Annotated in this window: 17 protein-coding genes; 7 read left to right on the top strand and 10 right to left on the bottom strand. The window is 73.3% G+C overall.

The features are described 5' to 3' along the window. The first annotated feature begins 379 nt into the window (after positions 1-379). Positions 380-934 carry a hypothetical protein gene (locus tag AB0I71_RS09140; protein WP_357582714.1) on the top strand — a complete coding sequence of 185 codons (555 nt, stop codon included), beginning with the start codon at positions 380-382 and terminating at the stop codon, positions 932-934. Positions 935-1,138: 204 nt separating this feature from the next. Here AB0I71_RS09140 and AB0I71_RS09135 read toward each other — a convergent pair whose 3' ends face one another. Then, on the bottom strand, positions 1,139-2,869 hold the full coding sequence (locus AB0I71_RS09135) for a hypothetical protein (protein ID WP_357582713.1): 1,731 nt from the start codon (positions 2,867-2,869) through the stop codon (positions 1,139-1,141). A 312-nt stretch (positions 2,870-3,181) separates the two neighbouring features. Here AB0I71_RS09135 and AB0I71_RS09130 point away from each other — a divergent pair, with 312 nt between their 5' ends. From AB0I71_RS09130 to AB0I71_RS09115, 4 genes are read left to right on the top strand one after another with little or no spacing between them, the layout of a single operon-like run. Beyond that, complete coding sequence (locus AB0I71_RS09130; RefSeq protein WP_357582712.1) at positions 3,182-4,015, top strand: ABC transporter ATP-binding protein; 834 nt, start codon at positions 3,182-3,184, stop codon at positions 4,013-4,015. A 41-nt stretch (positions 4,016-4,056) separates the two neighbouring features. Continuing rightward, positions 4,057-5,040 (top strand): iron-siderophore ABC transporter substrate-binding protein, encoded by a 984-nt coding sequence (locus AB0I71_RS09125; protein ID WP_357582711.1) that lies wholly within the window; start codon positions 4,057-4,059, stop codon positions 5,038-5,040. Between the two features lie 5 nt (positions 5,041-5,045). Continuing rightward, a complete protein-coding gene (locus AB0I71_RS09120; protein ID WP_357582909.1) occupies positions 5,046-7,139 on the top strand; it encodes an iron ABC transporter permease in 2,094 nt (697 codons plus the stop codon). Positions 7,140-7,167: 28 nt separating this feature from the next. Then, positions 7,168-8,085, top strand: coding sequence for a siderophore-interacting protein (locus tag AB0I71_RS09115; RefSeq protein ID WP_357582710.1), 918 nt, complete (start codon positions 7,168-7,170; stop codon positions 8,083-8,085). A gap of 61 nt (positions 8,086-8,146) precedes the next feature. Here the strand turns inward: AB0I71_RS09115 and AB0I71_RS09110 are convergent, their stop codons facing one another. From AB0I71_RS09110 to AB0I71_RS09100, 3 genes are all read right to left on the bottom strand, one after another. After that, the gene (locus AB0I71_RS09110; protein ID WP_357582709.1) at positions 8,147-8,662 is read right to left on the bottom strand and encodes a 2'-5' RNA ligase family protein; all 516 of its coding nucleotides are present in this window, start codon (positions 8,660-8,662) and stop codon (positions 8,147-8,149) included. Positions 8,663-8,727: 65 nt separating this feature from the next. Further along, on the bottom strand, positions 8,728-9,774 hold the full coding sequence (locus AB0I71_RS09105; protein ID WP_357582708.1) for an NAD(P)-dependent alcohol dehydrogenase: 1,047 nt from the start codon (positions 9,772-9,774) through the stop codon (positions 8,728-8,730). A gap of 226 nt (positions 9,775-10,000) precedes the next feature. Further along, on the bottom strand, positions 10,001-10,804 hold the full coding sequence (locus AB0I71_RS09100; RefSeq protein ID WP_357582707.1) for a Pr6Pr family membrane protein: 804 nt from the start codon (positions 10,802-10,804) through the stop codon (positions 10,001-10,003). 83 nt (positions 10,805-10,887) lie between these two features. Here AB0I71_RS09100 and AB0I71_RS09095 point away from each other — a divergent pair, with 83 nt between their 5' ends. Continuing rightward, positions 10,888-11,781, top strand: coding sequence for a DUF72 domain-containing protein (locus AB0I71_RS09095; RefSeq protein ID WP_357582706.1), 894 nt, complete (start codon positions 10,888-10,890; stop codon positions 11,779-11,781). 16 nt (positions 11,782-11,797) lie between these two features. On the opposite strand, the gene AB0I71_RS09090 is transcribed toward AB0I71_RS09095, so the two are convergent. The 4 genes from AB0I71_RS09090 to AB0I71_RS09075 all read right to left on the bottom strand — a co-directional run bounded on the left by AB0I71_RS09090 (position 11,798) and on the right by AB0I71_RS09075 (position 15,180). After that, positions 11,798-12,184 (bottom strand): hypothetical protein, encoded by a 387-nt coding sequence (locus AB0I71_RS09090; protein WP_357582705.1) that lies wholly within the window; start codon positions 12,182-12,184, stop codon positions 11,798-11,800. 92 nt (positions 12,185-12,276) lie between these two features. Further along, complete coding sequence (locus tag AB0I71_RS09085; protein ID WP_357582704.1) at positions 12,277-12,915, bottom strand: hypothetical protein; 639 nt, start codon at positions 12,913-12,915, stop codon at positions 12,277-12,279. Between the two features lie 93 nt (positions 12,916-13,008). Further along, the gene (locus AB0I71_RS09080) at positions 13,009-13,905 is read right to left on the bottom strand and encodes an RNA polymerase sigma-70 factor (RefSeq protein WP_357582703.1); all 897 of its coding nucleotides are present in this window, start codon (positions 13,903-13,905) and stop codon (positions 13,009-13,011) included. Positions 13,906-13,983: 78 nt separating this feature from the next. After that, a complete protein-coding gene (locus AB0I71_RS09075; RefSeq protein ID WP_357582702.1) occupies positions 13,984-15,180 on the bottom strand; it encodes an FAD-dependent oxidoreductase in 1,197 nt (398 codons plus the stop codon). A gap of 153 nt (positions 15,181-15,333) precedes the next feature. On the opposite strand from AB0I71_RS09075, the gene AB0I71_RS09070 reads away from it, so the two are divergent. Continuing rightward, a complete protein-coding gene (locus AB0I71_RS09070; protein WP_357582701.1) occupies positions 15,334-15,867 on the top strand; it encodes a hypothetical protein in 534 nt (177 codons plus the stop codon). A 7-nt stretch (positions 15,868-15,874) separates the two neighbouring features. Here the strand turns inward: AB0I71_RS09070 and AB0I71_RS09065 are convergent, their stop codons facing one another. Together AB0I71_RS09065 and AB0I71_RS09060 are read right to left on the bottom strand one after the other, a co-directional pair. After that, positions 15,875-16,732 carry an alpha/beta fold hydrolase gene (locus AB0I71_RS09065; RefSeq protein WP_357582700.1) on the bottom strand — a complete coding sequence of 286 codons (858 nt, stop codon included), beginning with the start codon at positions 16,730-16,732 and terminating at the stop codon, positions 15,875-15,877. Positions 16,733-16,809: 77 nt separating this feature from the next. Further along, positions 16,810-18,063, bottom strand: coding sequence for a globin domain-containing protein (locus tag AB0I71_RS09060; RefSeq protein ID WP_357582907.1), 1,254 nt, complete (start codon positions 18,061-18,063; stop codon positions 16,810-16,812). Positions 18,064-18,120: the final 57 nt, after the last annotated feature.

Raw genomic sequence — 18,120 nt, 5'->3', positions numbered from 1 at the left:
GGGACGTAGTGGATCCGGAGAGTGGCAGGACATGCAGAGCCAGGATTCCCATCGATGGTATCCACAAAGGAAGGACTCCCATGAAGTTTTCATGGCGTATCCGTCGCGCCTGTGGGATCTCGCTCGTTGCCGATGTCAGGGGAGTTTCGTTTTCGGGCTAGCCGGCAGGCTCCGGCGTGCGCGCACCGGGCTAGCCGGCGACCGTCCGTGGCCGTGATCATGCGAAGGGTGTCGAACGAGAGGTAGCTGATCGACTAACGGATGAAGGGATGGGGTGTTGGACACCAAGGATCCGACTGACATCGTCCGACTGGCGACGGCTGAGGCACTCCGGCGGATCGCCGGAGAGACACTCCTGACCGGCATCGTGGGATCCCGCATGTCCGCCCTGGGCGGCGGCCTGCGGGACGTGCTGCGCTGCGCCCTGGTGGCGCAACGGGTCGCGGCACCGACGCGACTGATCGCGCTCTGCCGCGACCTGGCCCTCGGGCCCGACGCCTTCGACCTGCTGGGTCATCACGTGCTGGGCGCGCTGGTCGGCTATCGCCCGGGGCCGGACGCGCTGGTCCGGGTGGGTGGGGCGCTCGGACTGGCGCGCCGGGAACTGTTCGCCCACCGGCATCCCACGCCCGGCGAGCCGCATCGGGCTCCCACCCGGGTCGGCAGCCGGAACAGCGCCGCCGTGCGGTACCGCTCCGCCAAGCCACCGGAGCACCTGCCCTCGCCACCGAGCTGGACCTGCACCGGCTGCGGGCAGGAGTGGCCGTGCGCGGTCAAGCAGAGCCAACTGCTCGCGGAGTTCGGCGGGGCCCGCGCCGCGCTCGCTGTCTACCTGGGCTCCTGTCTGCTCGCCGCGGCCCGGGACCTACCAGGTCTGCCGCTGGCCCGTGCGCGCAACCGGTTCCTCGGCTGGCTGCCACGCCGGCCGTTCTGAGCGCGTGTTCGGCGAGGTCGCCCAGCAGGTCCCGACCTCTCGCGCACCCGACACAGGGCCTGACGGAACCGCCCGCCGGTCAGTCGACCGGCGGGCGGTGTCAGCCGCGTCCGATGAGAGCGTGGCCGGCTGTGCCGTGCCGCTGCCGGAGCCTCGGCCCGCTCGGACGAGCCTCACGAACCGTGGCTCAGCTCGGGTGTCCGATCAGTTGGCCGCCGGCTCGGGCGCCCGGTCGGCGTCGTTCGAGGTGGGTGCCGTCGGCTCGGCCTGATCGGACTGCCGGTCCGCGGCCTGGCCGGCGAACCAGTCGATGCCGCCCGGCCCACCGGCGGCCACCGCCGCCGCCGCGCGCGCCACCGGATCCACAAGCGGGCGCCCGCCCTGCTCCGGGCCGCCACCAGCGCCGCCCGAGCCCGGCTGAGCCGGCCTTGCGGTCATCGCGCCGTTGCGGTCCCGGCCCGCCGGATCGGTGGTGTCGGCGGCCGTGCGCGCCGTCTCCGACCCGGCGCGGTCGGCGTCGACCTCCGCAGCGGCGGTCACCCCCTCGGCCTGACCGCCGGCCGTCGAGGTGACCTCGCCGCCGCCCGTCGTGGCCGGCTCGCCACCGGTCCGGGTGGCCCCGACGCGGGCGGCCACCATCGGGTACTCGGCGGTCTCGCCGCCACCAGCCGCGGCGGCCATCACCGCTGCGGCCGCCAGGTCGGCGACCCGCTTGGCCTCGCGCTGCACCCGTGCCCGGGTCTCCTTGGCGTGCCGCTCGGCGGCCTCGGCCGCCCGGCGCACCTCGTCCAGCCGCTGGGTCTCCGCCACGAGTTCCCGGCTGGTCTCCTCCAGCAGCTGCCGCAGCCGGGTCAGCTCGGCCTCGGTGGCGTCCTTGGTGCGGCGGGCCGCGTCCAGCTGCTGCTCGGCGTCGTCCAACTGCTCGTGCAGCTGAGCCAGCGCCTGGCGCTGCTCCCCGACCTCCAGTTGGACGGCGTGCAGCTGCTCCTCGGCTGCCGCGGCCTGCTCGTCGCTGAGTTCGCGCACCTCGGCCGCCTGCTCGTCGGCGCGCTTGCGGATCTCCGCGGAGTACTGCTGGGCGTCGGCGATCATCGAGCTGACCCGCTGCTCGGCGGCGGTCCGCTGCGCGGCCAGCTCACGCTCGGCGGCGGCTCGCTGTTCGGCCAGGTCCTCCTCGGCCGCGGCCCGTCGCTCGGCCATTTCCTCTTCGACAGTGGCCCGCCACTGCGCCAGCTCCTGCTGGCTCTTCGACCGGGCCGCCTGGATCTCCTGGTGGATCTGGGTACGCGCCGAGCTGGTAAGCGCCTCCGCTGCCGAACGGGCCTGTTCGACCTGCTGACGGCACTGCTCGCCGATCCGCTGCGCCTCCTGTTGGGCGCGCTCGTGCGCGGCCTCCCCGTCGGCGCGCAGCTTGTCGGCCCGCTCCCGGCTCTCGGCCAGCTCCGCGTCGGCCGCCGCCCGCAACTCCTCGTACGTCTTCTCGTGCTCCGTCCGACGGCCGGCCAGCTCCTCCTCAAGGTCGGCCAGCGCCTTGACGGTGCGCTCCCGCGCGTTGGCGAGTGTCTTCTCCGCCTCCGCCTGGAGTTTGGTGGCCCGCTGGGTGTGCGTCTCGATGATCGCTGCGGCCTGCTTCTCGGCCAGATCCAGGATCTGGCCGACCATCGGGCCCACGTCCTGGAAGGTGGCCTTGTCCACTTGCGCCGGTCGCTGCCGCAGCTCGGCCATCTCGCCTTGGACCGCCTGGAGCTTTCCGGTCAGCTCGCGCACCTGTGCCGTGGCCCGGTCCCGCTCGGCCGAGACCGCGGCGAGCCGGCTGTCCACCTGCTCGACGTAGCGCTCGACCTGCCGTTTGTCGAACCCACGCAGGGCGACCTCGAAATTCGGCCGCGAGGCCAGGTCGTCGCGGACTGCGAACGGCTCCTCGCCGATGGACATGCCCCATCCTCCGTAGGATCGAAGAGCGCCACGCCGGCGGGCCGGCGGCGGATGACGCGCAACGTTACCGCTGCTCCGACTGCTCTGTCGTCCCACCCCGGTACGGTTTTCGGGCCGCCTGACGGGTGGCCCCGTGTCGGCGTCCCGTCCGATCGCGCCAGCGGGCTCGTCACGGATCCGCGCTGTGGGTTGACCAGCGACGCGGCGTGACGGATCGATCCCTGTGCACCGGCGTCGCGGTGCCGGCGGCGTGGATGAAAGTGAAGCCAACCCGCGTCTTGACAGCTACTTAGGTTAGGTTAACCTAACCGCATGTCGAGCGGACTGGCGTTGGACGACGCCGAGCAGAGCCTACGCGGTGCCGACCTGTGCCTGGGCTACCACGGCACGACTGTGGTGCACGGCGCGGCGATCACCCTGCGTCCCGGCGCGGTGACCGCGCTCGTCGGGCCCAACGGCAGCGGCAAGTCCACCCTGTTGCGGGCACTGGCCCGGCTGCACCCGCTCGACAGCGGCAGCGTCCACTTCGCCGACGGCATCGCCGCGGCGGGCCTGCCCGCCAAGGAGTACGCCCGCCGGGTCACCCTGCTCGCCCAGAGCAGGCCGATCCCCAACGGTGTCACCGTCCGCGACGTCGTCGGCTACGGCCGTCACCCCTATCGGGGCCGGTGGCGTGCGGACGACCCGGACGGCCCCGCCGCCATCGCCCGCGCGATGGAGGTCACCGGCGTCAGTGCGATGGCCGGCCGTCCGGTGGACGAACTCTCCGGCGGCGAGCTGCAGCGGGTCTGGCTGGCCACCTGCCTGGCCCAGGACACCCCGGTACTGCTGCTCGACGAGCCGACCACCTTCCTCGACCTGCGGTACCAGGTCGGGATTCTCGATCTGATGCGTGACCTCGCCGACGACCACGGGGTCGCGGTCGGCGTCGTGCTGCACGACCTGAACCAGGCCGCCGCGGTGGCCGACGAGGTGGTCCTGCTGCACGGCGGCCGGGTCCGCGCCACCGGCACGCCGGCCGAGGTCTTCACCGAACACGACCTGACCGAGACGTACGGCATCCGGATCGAGGTCAGCACCGACCCGCTCAGCGGGCTGGTGACGACCCGCCCCGTGGGCCGACACCTGGCCCGAATCCCGGTCTGAGCACACAGACCGGTCACGACACCCACCCGAGAAAGAACATCATGTCCCGTACCCGTGTTACCGCCCTGGTGGCTGCCGCCACCGCGGTGCTGCTGGCCGCCTGCGGCACCACCGAGAACACCGCCGAGCCAGCCGCCTCCACGCCGGCCGCCAGCGGCCCGGTCACCGTCACCGACAGCCGGGGCAAGGAGGTCAAGCTCGACGCCCCCGCCACCAAGGTGGTCGGCCTCGAATGGGGCGAGGTCGAGATGCTGGTCAGCCTCGGCGTCATGCCGGTCGGGGTCGCCGACCCCAAGGGGTACGCGACCTGGGTGAGCGCCGCCAAGCTCGACGCGGGCGTCAAGGACGTGGGTACCCGCGGTGAGCCGAGCATCGACTCCATCGTGGCGCTGCAACCCGACCTCGTGGTCATGGAGGACGACCGCGGCGCCAACGTGATCACCCAGTTGGAGAAGTACGTCCCGGTCATCGTCACCAAGGGCAGCGACGCCTCGGACAACCTCGGCCGGATGCGGGCCGACCTGAACATGATCGCCGCCGCGGTCGGCAAGACCGCCGAGGCGGAGAAGCTGCTCGCCGACTTCGACGCCGCCATCGCCGACGGCAAGAAGAAGATCGCCGACGCCGGTGCCGCCGGTAAGCCGTTCGCCATCGCCGACGGCTGGAAGGAAGGCAGCACGGTCAGCATCCGGATGTTCGGCGAGGGCGCCCTGGTCTCCCAGATCGGCATCCAGCTCGGCCTCACCAACGCCTGGACCGGCGAGACCGACGAGGCCTGGGGCCTGGGCCAGACCGACGTCGAGGGCCTGACCGTCCTGTCCAGCCCGGACCTGCACTTCTTCTACAACGCCTCGGACGGCGCCGACGTCTTCGCCGACGGCCTGAACAGCAACGCCATCTGGAAGTCGCTGCCCTTCGTCAAGCAGGGCAACCTGCACCGGATGCCCGACGGGATCTGGACCTTCGGCGGGCCGCTCTCCGGCAAGCAGTACATCGACCAGCTCGTCAACACCTACGCGGTGTGACCATGCTGTCCGCGCCCTCGCGTCCGGAGCCGGCTGTCCAGCCGGCTCCGGCCGGGCGGCCCTCGGTTCCCCGCATCGTCGGGATCTTCGTCATCGCCACCGCGCTGCTGCTGGTGGTCGTGGCGGTGCACCTCACCCAGGGCACCTCCGCCGTGGGTGCGCTAGACCTGCTCCGGCTGCTGACCGGCGGGGACGACGAGACCGCCCGGGTGCTCGTCGCCTCCCGGGTGCCCCGGCTGCTCGCCGGGCTCACCATCGGTGTCGCCCTCGGCTTCGCGGGCGCGGCCCTGCAGTCGATCGCCCGCAACCCGCTCGCGTCCCCGGACACCCTCGCCGTCAACGCCGGCGCCCACCTGGCCATCGTCTCGGTCGCCGCGTTCGGCATCGCGCTGCCCGCGTTGCCCGCCGGTGGCCTGGCCTTCTGCGGCGGCCTCGCCGCCGCCGGCCTGGTGATGGCGATGTCGTCCGGCGGTCAGGCCGGCACCACCCGACTGATCCTCGCCGGCTCGGCCACCGCGCTGGCGCTCAGCTCGGTGACCATGCTGCTGCTCCTGCTGTTCGAGCAGGCCACCATCGGCCTGTTCGCCTGGGGCAACGGTTCCCTGGTGCAGAGCGACCTCGACGCGCTCACCCAACTCGCCCCGGTGATCGTGGCCGCCGTCGCGGCGCTGATGCTGTTCGGCCACCGCCTCGACATCCTCGCCCTCGGCGACGACACCGCAACCGTGCTCGGCATCGACGTACGCCGGACCCGGCTGATCGTCACCGTGCTGGCCGTGCTGTTGTCCGCCGCGGCGGTCACCCTCACCGGCCCGGTCGGCTTCGTCGGTCTCTGCGCGCCGGTGATCGTCCGGCTGCTCGGTTCGCTGGTGCCCGGCGTCCATCGGCACCGGATCCTGCTGCCACTGTCCGGCGTGGCCGGCGCCGTCATCGTCCTCGGCTCCGACGTGCTGCTGCGGGCACTGATGGGTGGCCAGGCCGGCGTGGACATCCCCACCGGTGTGGTGACCACGCTGCTCGGCGCGGGAATCCTGATCTGGCTGGCCCGCCGGCACCGCGACGCCGGCCCCACCCGCCGCCCGCCCGGCGGTCACGCGGCCGTGCGCTCCGCGACCTTCCACCGCACAGTGCTTACCGTCGCCGCCACCGTCACCGCCGGGGCGGTGCTGCTCGGCATGCTCGCCGGGGACACCTGGCTGCTGCTCGGCGACATCGTCAACTGGATCAACGGCAGTACCGGGCCGGCGTACACCTTCGTGCTGGACCAGCGGTGGCCGCGCGTCGCCGCGGCGACGCTGGCCGGCGCGGCCCTGGCGGTCGCCGGTACCACCGTGCAGGCGGTCTGCCGCAATCCGCTGGCCGAGCCCGGCATCCTCGGCATCACCGCCGGCGCCGGGCTGGGCGCGGTCTCGCTGCTCACCTTCGTGCCGCTGGCCGGTGTCTGGGCCGTCTCCGGGGTCGCCGGGCTCGGCGCCATGCTGGCCTTCGCCCTGGTGTACGGCGCGGCGTGGCGTGGCGGCCTCAGCTCCGACCGGTTGGTCCTGATCGGCTTCGGTGCCTGGCAGGGCGGCATGGCCCTGATCACCTTCATGATCGTCGCCTTCGATCCCTGGAACACCGGCAAGGCCCTCACCTGGCTCTCCGGCTCCACCTACGGCCGGACCGCGACCCAGGTGCTGCCGGTGGCGATAGCCCTGCTGGTGCTCACCCCGGCGGTGGTGGCCGCCCGGCGCGAGCTGGACCTGATGACGCTCGACGACGACACCCCACGGGTACTCGGCGTCCGGCTGGAACGGACCCGACTGATCGCGCTCGGCGCGGCGGCCCTGCTCACCTCGACGGCGGTCTCCGCCGTCGGAGTGATCGGCTTCGTCGGCCTGGTCGCCCCGCACGCGGCCCGGGCCCTCGTCGGCGGCCGACACACCCGGGTGCTCCCGGTCGCCGCGCTGCTCGGCGCGGCCCTGGTCAGTCTCGCCGACACCCTCGGCCGCACCGTGATCGCGCCGGCTCAGATCCCCGCCGGACTGGTCACGGCCATGATCGGCACCCCCTACTTCGTCTGGCTGCTGTGGCGTTCACGCGCCGCCGCACCCCGGTAAGCGCACCGACCCGATACGGAGAGGCACCATGACCCACACCCTGCCCGTAGCACCCTGGCGGCTGTTCGCCGTCGAGGTCCGCGCGGTACGTCGGCTCAGCCCGTCCTTCGTCCGGGTCACCTTCACCGGCCCGGACCTGGACCGCTTCGCCGACAACGGCTACGACCAGCGGATCAAGCTGGCTCTGCCGCTGCCCGGCCAGGTCGGCGTGCACCTGCCGCAGGGGCCGGACTGGTACGCGCGGTGGCGGGCCCTGCCGGATCACGAACGCAACCCGATCCGGACGTACACGGTGCGCGCGGTCCGGCCGTACCTGAGCGAGATCGACGTCGACCTGGTGCTGCACGGCGACGGCGGACCGGCGACCCGGTGGGCCCGCCGGGTCAGCCCCGGCGACGAGATCGCCATCGTGGGTCCGGACTCGGCGTACGGCGGCGACCACGGCGGGGTCGAGTTCCGGCCCCCGTCGACCGGGTGCCTGCTGCTGGCCGGCGACGAGACGGCGGTGCCGGCGATCAGCGGCATCTGCGAGCGGCTGCCGCTGGACGCGCGCGGCCGGGTGCTGCTGGAGGTCCCCGAGGCCGGCGACGCGCTGTCGCTGATCACGCCGCCCGGTGTCAAGGTGACCTGGCTGCCCCGGGGTGCCGGCGGATACGGCAGCCGCCTCGTCGCCGCCGTCGCCGCGGCCGCCGGCGAACTGCTCGCCGGTGTGGCGGGCGCGCCGGTGGCTCCGGCCGGCCAACTGGTCGACGAGGTGGACGTGGACCACGAGATCCTCTGGGAGGTGCCCGACGTGCCCCCGGCCGCCCCGCTCTACGCCTGGCTGGCCGGCGAGGCCGGTGTCATCCGTACCCTCCGCCGGCACCTGGTCACCGAGCGCGGCCTCGACCGCCGCGCAGTCGCCTTCATGGGCTACTGGCGCCACGGCCGCCCCGACCCCTCCTAAACCCCCACCCACCCTTCACCCCAACCCGCCCACCCCACCCACCGGGCGGGGCGGGGGGTGGTTAGGGGAGGGGGTGGGAGATGTTGCGGGCGTGGTCGGTGAGGGCGGCGGCGACGACCGTCGCCTCCAGCGGCAGCACCTCGAGGCAACGGCGTACGGCGGCGGACATCAGCGTGTTCGGCACTCGCATGGACAGCGTGCAGTGCGGCACCCACCGGCCCGGCCGGTAGTGCTCCACAAGCGTCACTCCGCCCGCGACGAGCAGGTCGTGCACCCGCCGGTGGTGCTCCAGCAGTTCCGGGGTGGGTACCGGACCCAACCAGAGCACCCGACCGACGAACTGGCCGGCGTGTTGGAACGACAACCGCAGCGGCGCCGCCACCGTGACGCCGGCCAGCGCCGCCGTGACCTGCTCAGGGTCGAAGCGCGGCGCGACCGCGAGTGAGACGTGCGGCCGGTGCCGCTGCTCCAGCAGGGAGCGCATGCTCTGCACCCCCTCGGCCTCCAGGGCGTCCCACAGCACCCGGATCCGCCGGGTGGCGACGGTGTCCAGGTACAGCTCCAACGCGGCGACCACATGATCATTCTAGGGTGGTGTCCAGGGACGTCGGCGGTGTGGCGCGGTGCGGTCCGGGCGGCGTTTCACGGCACGATGACGGCCCGACCTTCCAGGGTGCCGTCCTGCATCATCCGGTACGCGCTCATCGCGTCGTCCAGGCTGAACGTGGTGGTCTTCGGTCGTACCAGTCCACGCGCACCCAGGTCGAGCACCTCAAGCAGCTCCGGACGGCTGCCCCAGTAGGTGGTCTGGATGCTCACCTCGTACGGCACGGAGAAGAAGCCGACCGACAGCGAGCCACCGCCGAGCCCCACGATGGTCAGGTCACCCACGGTCCGGGCGGCGGCGACCCCCAGCTTCAGCGTGGCGTCGGCACCGACGAAGTCGAGCACCACGTCGGCCCCCCGGCCGCCGGTGATCCTGCGGATCTCATCGGCGGTGCCCTCGCCCGAGCGCATCGTCAGGTCGGCACCGCAGTCCTCGGCGAGCCGCAGCGCCTCGGGTCGGGTGTCCACCGCGATGACCCGGGCGGCGGTGGTCGCCTTGAGGATCTGCACGCCGACGTGCCCGAGCCCGCCGACGCCGATCACCACTGCGGTGCTGCCGGGTGGCAGCTTCGGCCAGGACCGGCGAATGGCGTGGTACGGGGTGAGTCCCGCGTCGGTAAGTGGCGCGGCGTCAACCGGATCAAGTCCTTCGGGCAGCGGTAGTACCTGCCGAGCGTCCGGCACCAGCTCGTACTCGGCCATTCCGCCGTCCAGGCCCAGGCCACCGCCTCCGCCCGGCACCGGCGCGGCGGCCGGGTTCTCGCAGTAGTTGTCGACGCCGACCCGGCAGCGGGCGCAGCGGCCGCAGCCCCAGGGGCCGTAGACCGCCACCGGCTGGCCCACCTCCAGCCCGGTGACTCCCGGGCCGAGCCGGTGCACCCAGCCCGCGTTCTCGTGACCGAGCGTGAACGGCGGATTCCAGGGCAGGCCGCCGGCCTCGAAGTCGTGCATCAGGTGCAGGTCGGAGTGGCAGGCACCGGCCGCCCCGATCCGCACCACCACCTCACCCGGGCCGGGTGCCGGTTCGTCGACCTCGACAAGTTCCGGCTCCGTTTTCCATGCGGGCAGCCGCAGTGCACGCATCCCTGTCTCCCGTCGTCGGTGGCGCCTGCCCCGGGCTCCCCGGCGGACGCCGGCCCAAACCACAGGGGCCGGCCGTCTTCGCAAGCGCAGCCCGCCCCGAGGCTCGACGACGGCGGCACAGGCGTGTGCCAGGTGGCGGCCCGAACCGGTCAGGCGGCGGCCCGAACCGGTCGGTCGGTGGCCAGGTCGCTCAGTCGGTGCGGTCGGAAAGCACGGTGGGCCAGGTTCAGGCCGGCGCCACCGGCTCGGACCGTGCCGGCGCGGCAGGGTCGGCTCCGGCTGGCACCGGCTCGGGCTGCGCCGCCGGCACCGGCTCGGGCCGCGCGGCAGGGTCGGCTCCGGCTGGCACCAGGTCAGGCTGCGCTGGCGGGGCAGGGGCGGCTCCGGCTGGCGCGGGCGCGGGCCGGAGCCGGGTCAGCGTCCGGTCGGTGCCGACGAACAGCAGGCCGAGCAGCCAGAACGCCACGGCGAGGCTGGCCGAGACAACCCCCACCCCGGCGTAGCCGAGCTCCCCCGCGTCCAGGAAAGGGTACGGGTAGCGGTGCACGACCAGCCCGCGTACCAGGGCGAAGCCCAGGTAGCCCAGCGGGAACGCCAACCACCACAGCGCGTGCCGCAGCCGCAGTCGCCCGCGTCGGCCGAGCAGCGCCCAGTCGGCGACGGCGAGCAACGGCACCACTGTGTGCAGGAACTGGTTGCCAAGGGCCTCGCCGAGGGCCCGGTCCGGTTGCGGCATGGCGAACGGGCTGGCCGGGTTGGCCAGCACCAGGTGGTAGACCACGGCGGTGATGGTGATGTAGAGGGTCACCGCGCCGGTGAGCGCCGCCGGTGGATCGGGCCGACCCCGGTGGGCCCGCCAGACCGCGTACCCGGCGACCAGGCCCACCGCGAGGTTGCTCTGGATGGTGAAGTACGGCAGCAGCCCGGTCACCGTCGCCGGGCCGAGCGCGGTGAGCACCACACCGGCCAGCACACTGATCACGATCGCCAGGCGGAGCAGCACCGCCGTTGATCGACGCCGCAGAGTCATCGCGGCACGTTACCAACGGGTCGGCCCGGCGGTCACCGGCCCAGCGGTTGCCGATCGGACCGTTCGGCGGTCCACTGAATTACATGGGTGTCATCAAGGTGGGCACGTCCTCGTGGGCGGACCGGACGCTGGTGCGGTCCGGCTGGTACCCGCGTCAGGTGAACAACCCGGCCGGGCGGCTGCGCCACTACGCCGACCGGTTCGGACTGGTCGAGGTGGACACGTCGTACTACGCGGTGCCCGCGCCGGAGGTCGCGCAGGGCTGGGTGGACGCCACCCCCGACGGCTTCACCTTCAACGTCAAGGCGTTCAGCCTCTTCACCGGCCACCCGACCCCGGTGGCCACCCTGCCCGCCGATCTCCGACCGGCCGGCGGCCCGGCCCGGATCCGGCGGCGCGACCTGCCGACGGCCGCGTACGACGAGCTGTGGAGCCGGTTCCGGGATGCGCTGGCACCGATCGCGGCGGCCGACCGGCTCGGCGCGGTGCTGTTGCAGTTCCCGCCCTGGCTGGCGCGCGGTGACGCGGCCCGGCGACGGATCGCCGAGCTGGCGTCGCGGTGCCGGCCGTGGCGGGTCGCCGTCGAGCTGCGGCACGCCTCCTGGTTCGAGGGGACGGCGGCGCTGGAGACCCTGGCCTTCCTCCGTGAGCAGGGGTTGACCTTCTGCTGCGTGGACATGCCGCAGGGGCATCCGGACTCGGTGCCGCCGATCCCGGTCGCCACCGCCGATCTGGCGATGATCCGGTTCCACGGCCACAGCAGCGGCTGGACCAGCGGCGACAAGGAGGACCGGTTCCGGTACGCCTACGGCGACGAGGAGCTGCGCCGCTGGTCCGAGCTGCTGGTGGAGCTCGCCGGGCAGGCCGACGAGCTGCACGTGCTGTTCAACAACTGCTGCGCCGGTCAGGCCCAACGCGACGCGGAACGGCTGGCCGGCCTGATCGAGACTGCCACCCGGCGAGCCGTACCGTCCTGACCGGACGCCGCGACGCTCAGCCGCGTCCGGTCCCCTCCGGGTGCATACCGGTGGCCTCCTCCAGCGCGTTGTCCGGCAGGTCCCCACCGGCCTCGTCGTCGGGAAAGCTGCGCCGCGACGGCGCCGGGTCCGGCGGTGCCCCGGGCCCGGCCACCGGCGTACGGGTCGGCTCCACCGAGCCGAACCCGTGCCGCCCGGCGGGCCGGTCCGTCGGGTCACCGGCGAGGGTGCCGGGCGTGCGTCGTTCGCCGCGCCGCCCCTCGGGCACAGCGGTCTCCTCGCTGCCCTCGCCCATCGGGGAGTCCTCGCCGGCACCCCACGGCGGATCCGCGTCGAAGCCGTCGGTGGTCCCCCAGGGCGCGACACCCTCGGGTCCCCGGTCCTGCCTGTCCCGGTCCGTCATGGCCACCTCGCTGATCGGTGCGCGGGCGTCGGTCCGCCTGGAACCGACGCCGGCACATGGGTGCGCTGGCGGTCGTGCATCTTCGCCGCCGGTCAGCGGCCGGACATCGCCATCTGCCGGATCGCCTTGGCCGCCGCCATCCCGCCGGCGCCCTTGCCCATCGTCTTCGACGCGTGCCCGAGGCCACCGACGCGGCCGATCATGCCGCGCAGGACCTGCCCGGGTTTCTGCTGCTCACCCATGTAGGCGGTGACCACGATCAGGGCGCCGGTCAGCGCCGGGATCGCCCATTGCAGCATCTTCAGCTGGCGCTGGCAGGACGCCACGTTCGCCGGTGTCTGCTGGTTCGGTTCGGTGACCCCCTCGACCGAAGGTCGGCCGGCCTTGGCCAGTCGCATGCCGAGCAACCGGCTGTACCCGGTCACCGCCAGGGCGCCCACGGTCAGCGCGGTCTTCACGGTGCTGGCCCGACCCACCCCGGCCTGAGCGGCCATCCGTGGGCTCTCGGTCACCAGTTCACCGACCGCGCCGGCGAGGTGGGCACCGATCGCCGCCGCGTTCACCGGCGTCCACCGGTTCCAACCGGTGGACGCCACCGGAAGTCGTTGGGTCGAGTCGCCGATCCGGGCTGCGGCACCGTTGACGCCGAAGGCACCCATCAGGGAGCCGCCGAACCAGGCCGCCAGGCCCAGGTCGTGCATCGAGCGTAGTGCGGTGTGGCTGTCAGACATCTGGTCCCCTTCCACCGTGTCGGGCGCAGCGGCTTACCCGCCTCGGGCCGGGCTAATCGCCGCGACCCGGGCTCCACGCCCGCCCCCGGTGGGTCAGCGCCGGGCGAGTCGGGTCTCGGATCCGACCCGGGTCAACTTCTCCGGGTTGCGGACGTAGTAGATGCCCCCGATGCCGGCCTTCCCGACGCGGACCGCCAGCACGCCGTCGAGTTCACCGTCCAGGTGTACGACGAGAGCCGGGCCGCCGTTGAGCAGCGTGGCGGCCGCGGTCAGCCGACCCGGCACCTTGCGGAGACCACCGAGGATCATGCGGGCCACCTTGTCGGCGCCGACGATCGGGCGCGGCACGGCCTGCCGCACGCCACCGCCGTCGGCGACCAGGACGACCTCGGGGGCGAGCACGTCGAGCAGGGCCTGGAGATCGCCGGTCTCGACCGCGCGCTGGAACGACTCCAGCGCTGCCCGGGTCTCGCCCGGGGAGACCACCTCGCGGGGGCGGCGGGCGCTGACGTGCTGACGGGCCCGGTGCGCGATCTGTCGTACGGCGGCGGGACTGCGACCGACCGCGGCCGCGATCTCGTCGTAGCTGACCTCGAACGCGTCGCGCAGCACGAACACGGCACGTTCGGTCGGTGACAACGTCTCGAGGACGAGCATCAGCGCCATCGAGACGCTCTCGGCGAGTTCGACATCCTCGGCCACGTCCGGCGCGGTGAGCAGCGGCTCGGGCAACCACGACCCCACATACGCCTCCTTGCGGCGACGCAACGTGCGCAGCCGGTTGAGCGCCTGCCGGGTGGTGATCCGGACCAGGTAGGCCCGCTTGTCGCGGACCCGCCCCAGGTCGACGTCGACCCACCGCAGCCAGGTCTCCTGAAGGACGTCCTCGGCGTCGGCGGCCGATCCGAGCATCTCGTACGCGACGGTGAACAGCAGGTTCCGGTGGGCGACGAAGGTCGCGGTCGCCGGGTCGGTGGCGGGATCACTCACTGTCTCGGCCTCTCCTTCATGCGGGTTGCGGGGTCGGCCACGGCACGGCCTGATCGGACCGTGCCGTGGACCGACGGTCTAGACCGTGCGCTCCGCTGTGGTCGGTGCCTCGCCACGCCCGCCCAGTAGCTGCCGGCGCCTGCCATCCTTGAACGGCCAGCGGTACGAGCCGGGTTCGCGTGCCTCGTGCGCCAGCTCCTTGAGCATGGACCTGATGGCGTACTCCTTGATGGTGGCGGCGAGCCGGCCGCCGAGGTAGAACCGGTTGGCGGTGTCGTCCCGGGCGGCGATCTGCGCGGTGGCGGCCCGACGACCCAGTCCGATGCACTGGCCGAAGAACCCGATGTCGATCGGCTCGGGCTGGTCACCGGCGATCCGGCGGAGCACCGTGTCGGCGGCGTGTGCGCCGAGCGGACGGGCGGACTGGCAGCTCATCCGCAACGGCCGGCCCGACGGCGCCACCGCGTCACCGGCCGCGACGATGTGCACGTCGTCCACGCTGGTGAGCGTCTCGTCGGTGAGCAGGCGACCCAGCGCGTCGGTGCTCAGCCCGCTGCGCGCGGCCAGGTCCGGCACGCCGAACCCGGCGGCCCAGATGGTCACCGTGCTGGCAAGTTCGCGGCCGTCGCCGAGCCGCACCGCATCCGGAGTCACCGCCGTCACCTTCGTGCCGGGACCGTCGAGCACGGTCACCCCGAGCCTGGTCAGCCGGTTGGCGACCGACCGTCGGCCCCGGGGATGCAGGTACGGCCCGAGCACGCCACCGCAGACCAGGGTCACCGTACGGCCCGTCTCCGCCAATTCGGCGGCGGTCTCGATGCCTGTCGCGCCGGCGCCGACCACCGTCACCGGAGCTGTCGGCGGTGCGGCGGCGATGACCCTACCCAGTCGCTGCGCCTCCTCCAGGGTGGCGACCGAGTGGGCGTGTTCCGCCGCCCCGGGCACCCCCGGGTCGCCGCTGCCACTGCCCACCGCGTAGATCAGATAGTCGTAGTCGATGGTCCCGGCGGACTCGGTGGTGATCCGCCGCCCCACCGCGTCGATCCCGGTCGCGGCATCGACCACGAGCCGGACGCGGTCGGCCAGGATGCCCCGGTAGTCGGCGACCGCCTCGGCGGACCCACCGGCCACCTGGTGCAGCCGCAGCCGCTGGACGAAGTGCCGGCGCGGGTTGACAAGCGTCACCCGCACGTCGGCGCGGCGGGTCAGGCGGTTGGCGGCCATCACACCGGCGTACCCGCCGCCGATGACGACCACGTTCGGGTGCTGGGTCATGGTGTCTCCTTCGCGTCAGGGTTCGGCCTCAAGACACCGGAGGGCCGACCGCTGTGATGCCGCGTGAGACAGCTCACGTGCCTGCGTGGTGGGGGACAGTTCGCGGGTCCGTCCGCCCTCGGTCGGATTGACCGGCCCCACTACGCTCGCCGCATGTCACACCCGGCACCCGGAACGGGCTCCGAAGGCAAGCTCGTGTGGGCCTCCGAGGAGGTGATCGCCCGCATCGGGCAGGAGGTCAACCCGCAGCCGAGTCTGTCGAACAGGATCGCGCTGGCCGTGCCGACCGCCTTCGTCCTCGCGTGGCCAGCGGCATTCCTCGGGCTCGCGGTGACCACCCTGATCGCGCCGTCGGCGACCGACGACGCCAGTGTCTGGCGGGTCGCGTTCTGGGCCCTGCAGTTCGCCGGACTCACCGCGCTCGCGGCGGCGGTCAGCGCGGCGCTGCGTCGATCCGCCGAGCCCGAAGTGGCCCCTTCACCCCGGCGGATCGCGTTGCGGGTGGCGGGTCACGCGCTGGTCACCGTGGTGTGCGCGGGGTTGGTGCTGACCCTGGCCGGGCTCTCCGGCGGCCAGATCGCCACGCTGGCGGCCGTGCTGGTGGTGGTGTTGCACCTGTTGCCGATGACCGTGGCCCGACTGCTGTTCCGGCTGCGCCGACGCGGTGCGGCGGGGCCGTCGGCCTGACCGGGGGTCAGCGCACGGGCAGGGTGGTGACGAAGTCGGCCACCCGCGCGGCCAGCGGATCGGCGGCGCGTACCCAGGTGAAGTGGTCCAGGGCGGTGCCCGGGGCGGCGTAACGCTCGCGCTCGACGGGGGCCGCGGTCAGCTTCGCGCAGAGGCGGTCCAGCGTGGGATGCGGGGTGTACTGGTCGCCGTCGACGCTGATCGCCAGCACCGGCGTGCGGATCCGCCGCACCGCCGCCTCGGCGTCCACCCCGTCCACCTCGGGAAAGCGTCCGGTGCGGGCGGTGTGCGCCCAGTCGCGGATCACCCCGCGCGCCTGCCGGCCACCGAAACCCCACCCGGGCCAGACCCCGAGCAGCCGGGCCGTGGCGGCGATGCCCTGGGTGTACGGCAGCACCCCGTACCGCCGGGGACCGGCGAAGTCACGCCAGTAGGGGATGCCTACGGCGATGAGGGCCAGCCCGTCCACCTCGTGCTCGCCGTGCAGGGCCAGGTGCAGCACGGCGGCCTGGCCGCCGAGGGAGTGCCCCAGCAACAGGGTCCGCCGGCCGTCCAGCCTGGGCTTGAGCGCGGACCGTACCGCCCCGACGTCGGCGGCCAGCTCCGCGTAGCCGTACCGGCAGGTCCGGCTCGGTGGGGGAGTGCTCTCGCCGGTGCCGCGCAGGTCCGCCACGACCACGGCGAGCCCGGCGGCGCGCAGCGCGGCGGCGAACGGCCGGTAGTACCGGGCCCGGACCCCCATCGCCGGCGCGATCAGCACCACCGGGGCGTCGGTCACCCCGTCGGGTTCCGGGTAGACCTGGACGCCGAGGCGGGCGCCGTCGACCTGGACGAACTCCTGCTGGTACTCCACCGTCGCGCTCACCAGACCATGTTACCGGTCGGTAGGTAGTGGTCGGGGTGCCGCCCCGGCGGTCGCCGGCCCACCGGGGCGGCACGGCCTCAGGCCGGCTCGCCGCGCAGCATGCCGGGACCGAACACCTCGTAGGCGATCCGCTCCACCGGCACCCCCCGGCGCAGCAGGCCGCCCCGGACCGTGTTCATGAACGGCAACGGTCCGCACAGGTGCACGTGGGCGTCGGGGGAGAGGGGGATCAGCTCCGGATCGACCCGACCGCCGCTCACCGTGGCGTCGAGGACGGGCGGCGGGGCGTCGTTGGTGTCCTCGTACCACACGGTGGTGTGCAGGTTGGGCAGCGCGGCACGCAGTCGCGGCAGGTCACCGCGCAGGGCGTGGGTCGTGCCGGCCCGATCCGCGTGCACCAGCACCACCGGCCGGCGGGGCGCGGCGACCGCCAGATGCTCCAGCGCGGCCATCGCCGGGGTCAGTCCGATGCCGGCGCTCACCAGCAGCAGCGGCCCGTCTCCGGCGACCGCGCTGACCTCACCGAAGGGCGGGCTGAGCCGCAGCGTGTCACCGACGGCCACCCGCTCGTGCAGGAAGGTGGAGACCAGGCCGTCGGGGGCGCCGTCGACACCGCGTAGCCGCTTGACGGCGATCCGCCAGGAGGCCGCGCCCGGGCAGCCGCTGAGGCTGTACTGCCGGATCTGCTGGCCGCGACCACCGTCGAGGTCGACGGCGACCGAGGTGTACTGGCCGGGGACGAATGTGGGGGCCGCAGCGCCGTCGGCGGGCGCGAGCGTGAACGACACCACGTCGCTGGTCTCCTGCCGGCGGGCCGTCACGCGCCACGACCGCCACACCGACTCGCCCTCGGCCAGCCCGGCGGCCGCGTACAGCCGGGCCTCCCGGGCGACCAGCTCGCAAGCCAGCAGCCAGTAGACCTCGTCCCAGGCAGCGGCGACGGACGGGGTCACCGCCTCGCCGAGCACCTCACCGACGGCGGCGAGCAGGTGCCGGCCCACGATCGTGTACTGGGCCGGGGTGATACCCAGCGACGCGTGCTTGTGGGCGATCCGGTCCAGGACCGGCGCCCAGGGCACGGCGCTGGCACCCGTCAGGTGCTCGGCGTACGCGACCACGGCGGCGGCCAACGCGGCCTGCTGCGCGCCGCTCGCCTGGTTGCCCCGGTTGAACAGGTCGAGCAGCTCCGGACGGGCCTCGAACATCCGCTGGTAGAACCGCCGTGTGATGGCCTCGCCGTGCGCGCGTACGGCGGGCAGGGTCGCCGTCACCACCGCTGCTGAGGACTGGGTGAGCACGATTGTTCTCCTTTGGATCGACCGCTCGGGCATCACCACGAAACAGGAATCCTCGATACCTGTTTCAGGGTCGAAAGTCCCGGATCGCCG

The sequence above is a fragment of the Micromonospora sp. NPDC049891 genome (genome assembly GCF_040660295.1).
Classification (GTDB): Bacteria; Actinomycetota; Actinomycetes; order Mycobacteriales; family Micromonosporaceae; genus Micromonospora.
The sequence above is the reverse complement of the archived record's forward strand: the minus strand, read 5'-3'. Positions and strand labels throughout refer to the sequence as shown.

What these genes read in the sequence shown, in the direction of transcription:
- AB0I71_RS09140 (WP_357582714.1), top strand. Translation starts at nt 380, where the DNA reads ATGTCCGCCCTGGGCGGCGGCCTGCGGGACGTGCTGCGCTGCGCCCTG.
- AB0I71_RS09135 (WP_357582713.1), bottom strand. Translation starts at nt 2,869, where the DNA reads ATGTCCATCGGCGAGGAGCCGTTCGCAGTCCGCGACGACCTGGCCTCG.
- AB0I71_RS09130 (WP_357582712.1), top strand. Translation starts at nt 3,182, where the DNA reads ATGTCGAGCGGACTGGCGTTGGACGACGCCGAGCAGAGCCTACGCGGT.
- AB0I71_RS09125 (WP_357582711.1), top strand. Translation starts at nt 4,057, where the DNA reads ATGTCCCGTACCCGTGTTACCGCCCTGGTGGCTGCCGCCACCGCGGTG.
- AB0I71_RS09115 (WP_357582710.1), top strand. Translation starts at nt 7,168, where the DNA reads ATGACCCACACCCTGCCCGTAGCACCCTGGCGGCTGTTCGCCGTCGAG.
- AB0I71_RS09105 (WP_357582708.1), bottom strand. Translation starts at nt 9,774, where the DNA reads ATGCGTGCACTGCGGCTGCCCGCATGGAAAACGGAGCCGGAACTTGTC.
- AB0I71_RS09100 (WP_357582707.1), bottom strand. Translation starts at nt 10,804, where the DNA reads ATGACTCTGCGGCGTCGATCAACGGCGGTGCTGCTCCGCCTGGCGATC.
- AB0I71_RS09095 (WP_357582706.1), top strand. Translation starts at nt 10,888, where the DNA reads ATGGGTGTCATCAAGGTGGGCACGTCCTCGTGGGCGGACCGGACGCTG.
- AB0I71_RS09090 (WP_357582705.1), bottom strand. Translation starts at nt 12,184, where the DNA reads ATGACGGACCGGGACAGGCAGGACCGGGGACCCGAGGGTGTCGCGCCC.
- AB0I71_RS09085 (WP_357582704.1), bottom strand. Translation starts at nt 12,915, where the DNA reads ATGTCTGACAGCCACACCGCACTACGCTCGATGCACGACCTGGGCCTG.
- AB0I71_RS09075 (WP_357582702.1), bottom strand. Translation starts at nt 15,180, where the DNA reads ATGACCCAGCACCCGAACGTGGTCGTCATCGGCGGCGGGTACGCCGGT.
- AB0I71_RS09070 (WP_357582701.1), top strand. Translation starts at nt 15,334, where the DNA reads ATGTCACACCCGGCACCCGGAACGGGCTCCGAAGGCAAGCTCGTGTGG.
- AB0I71_RS09060 (WP_357582907.1), bottom strand. Translation starts at nt 18,063, where the DNA reads ATGCCCGAGCGGTCGATCCAAAGGAGAACAATCGTGCTCACCCAGTCC.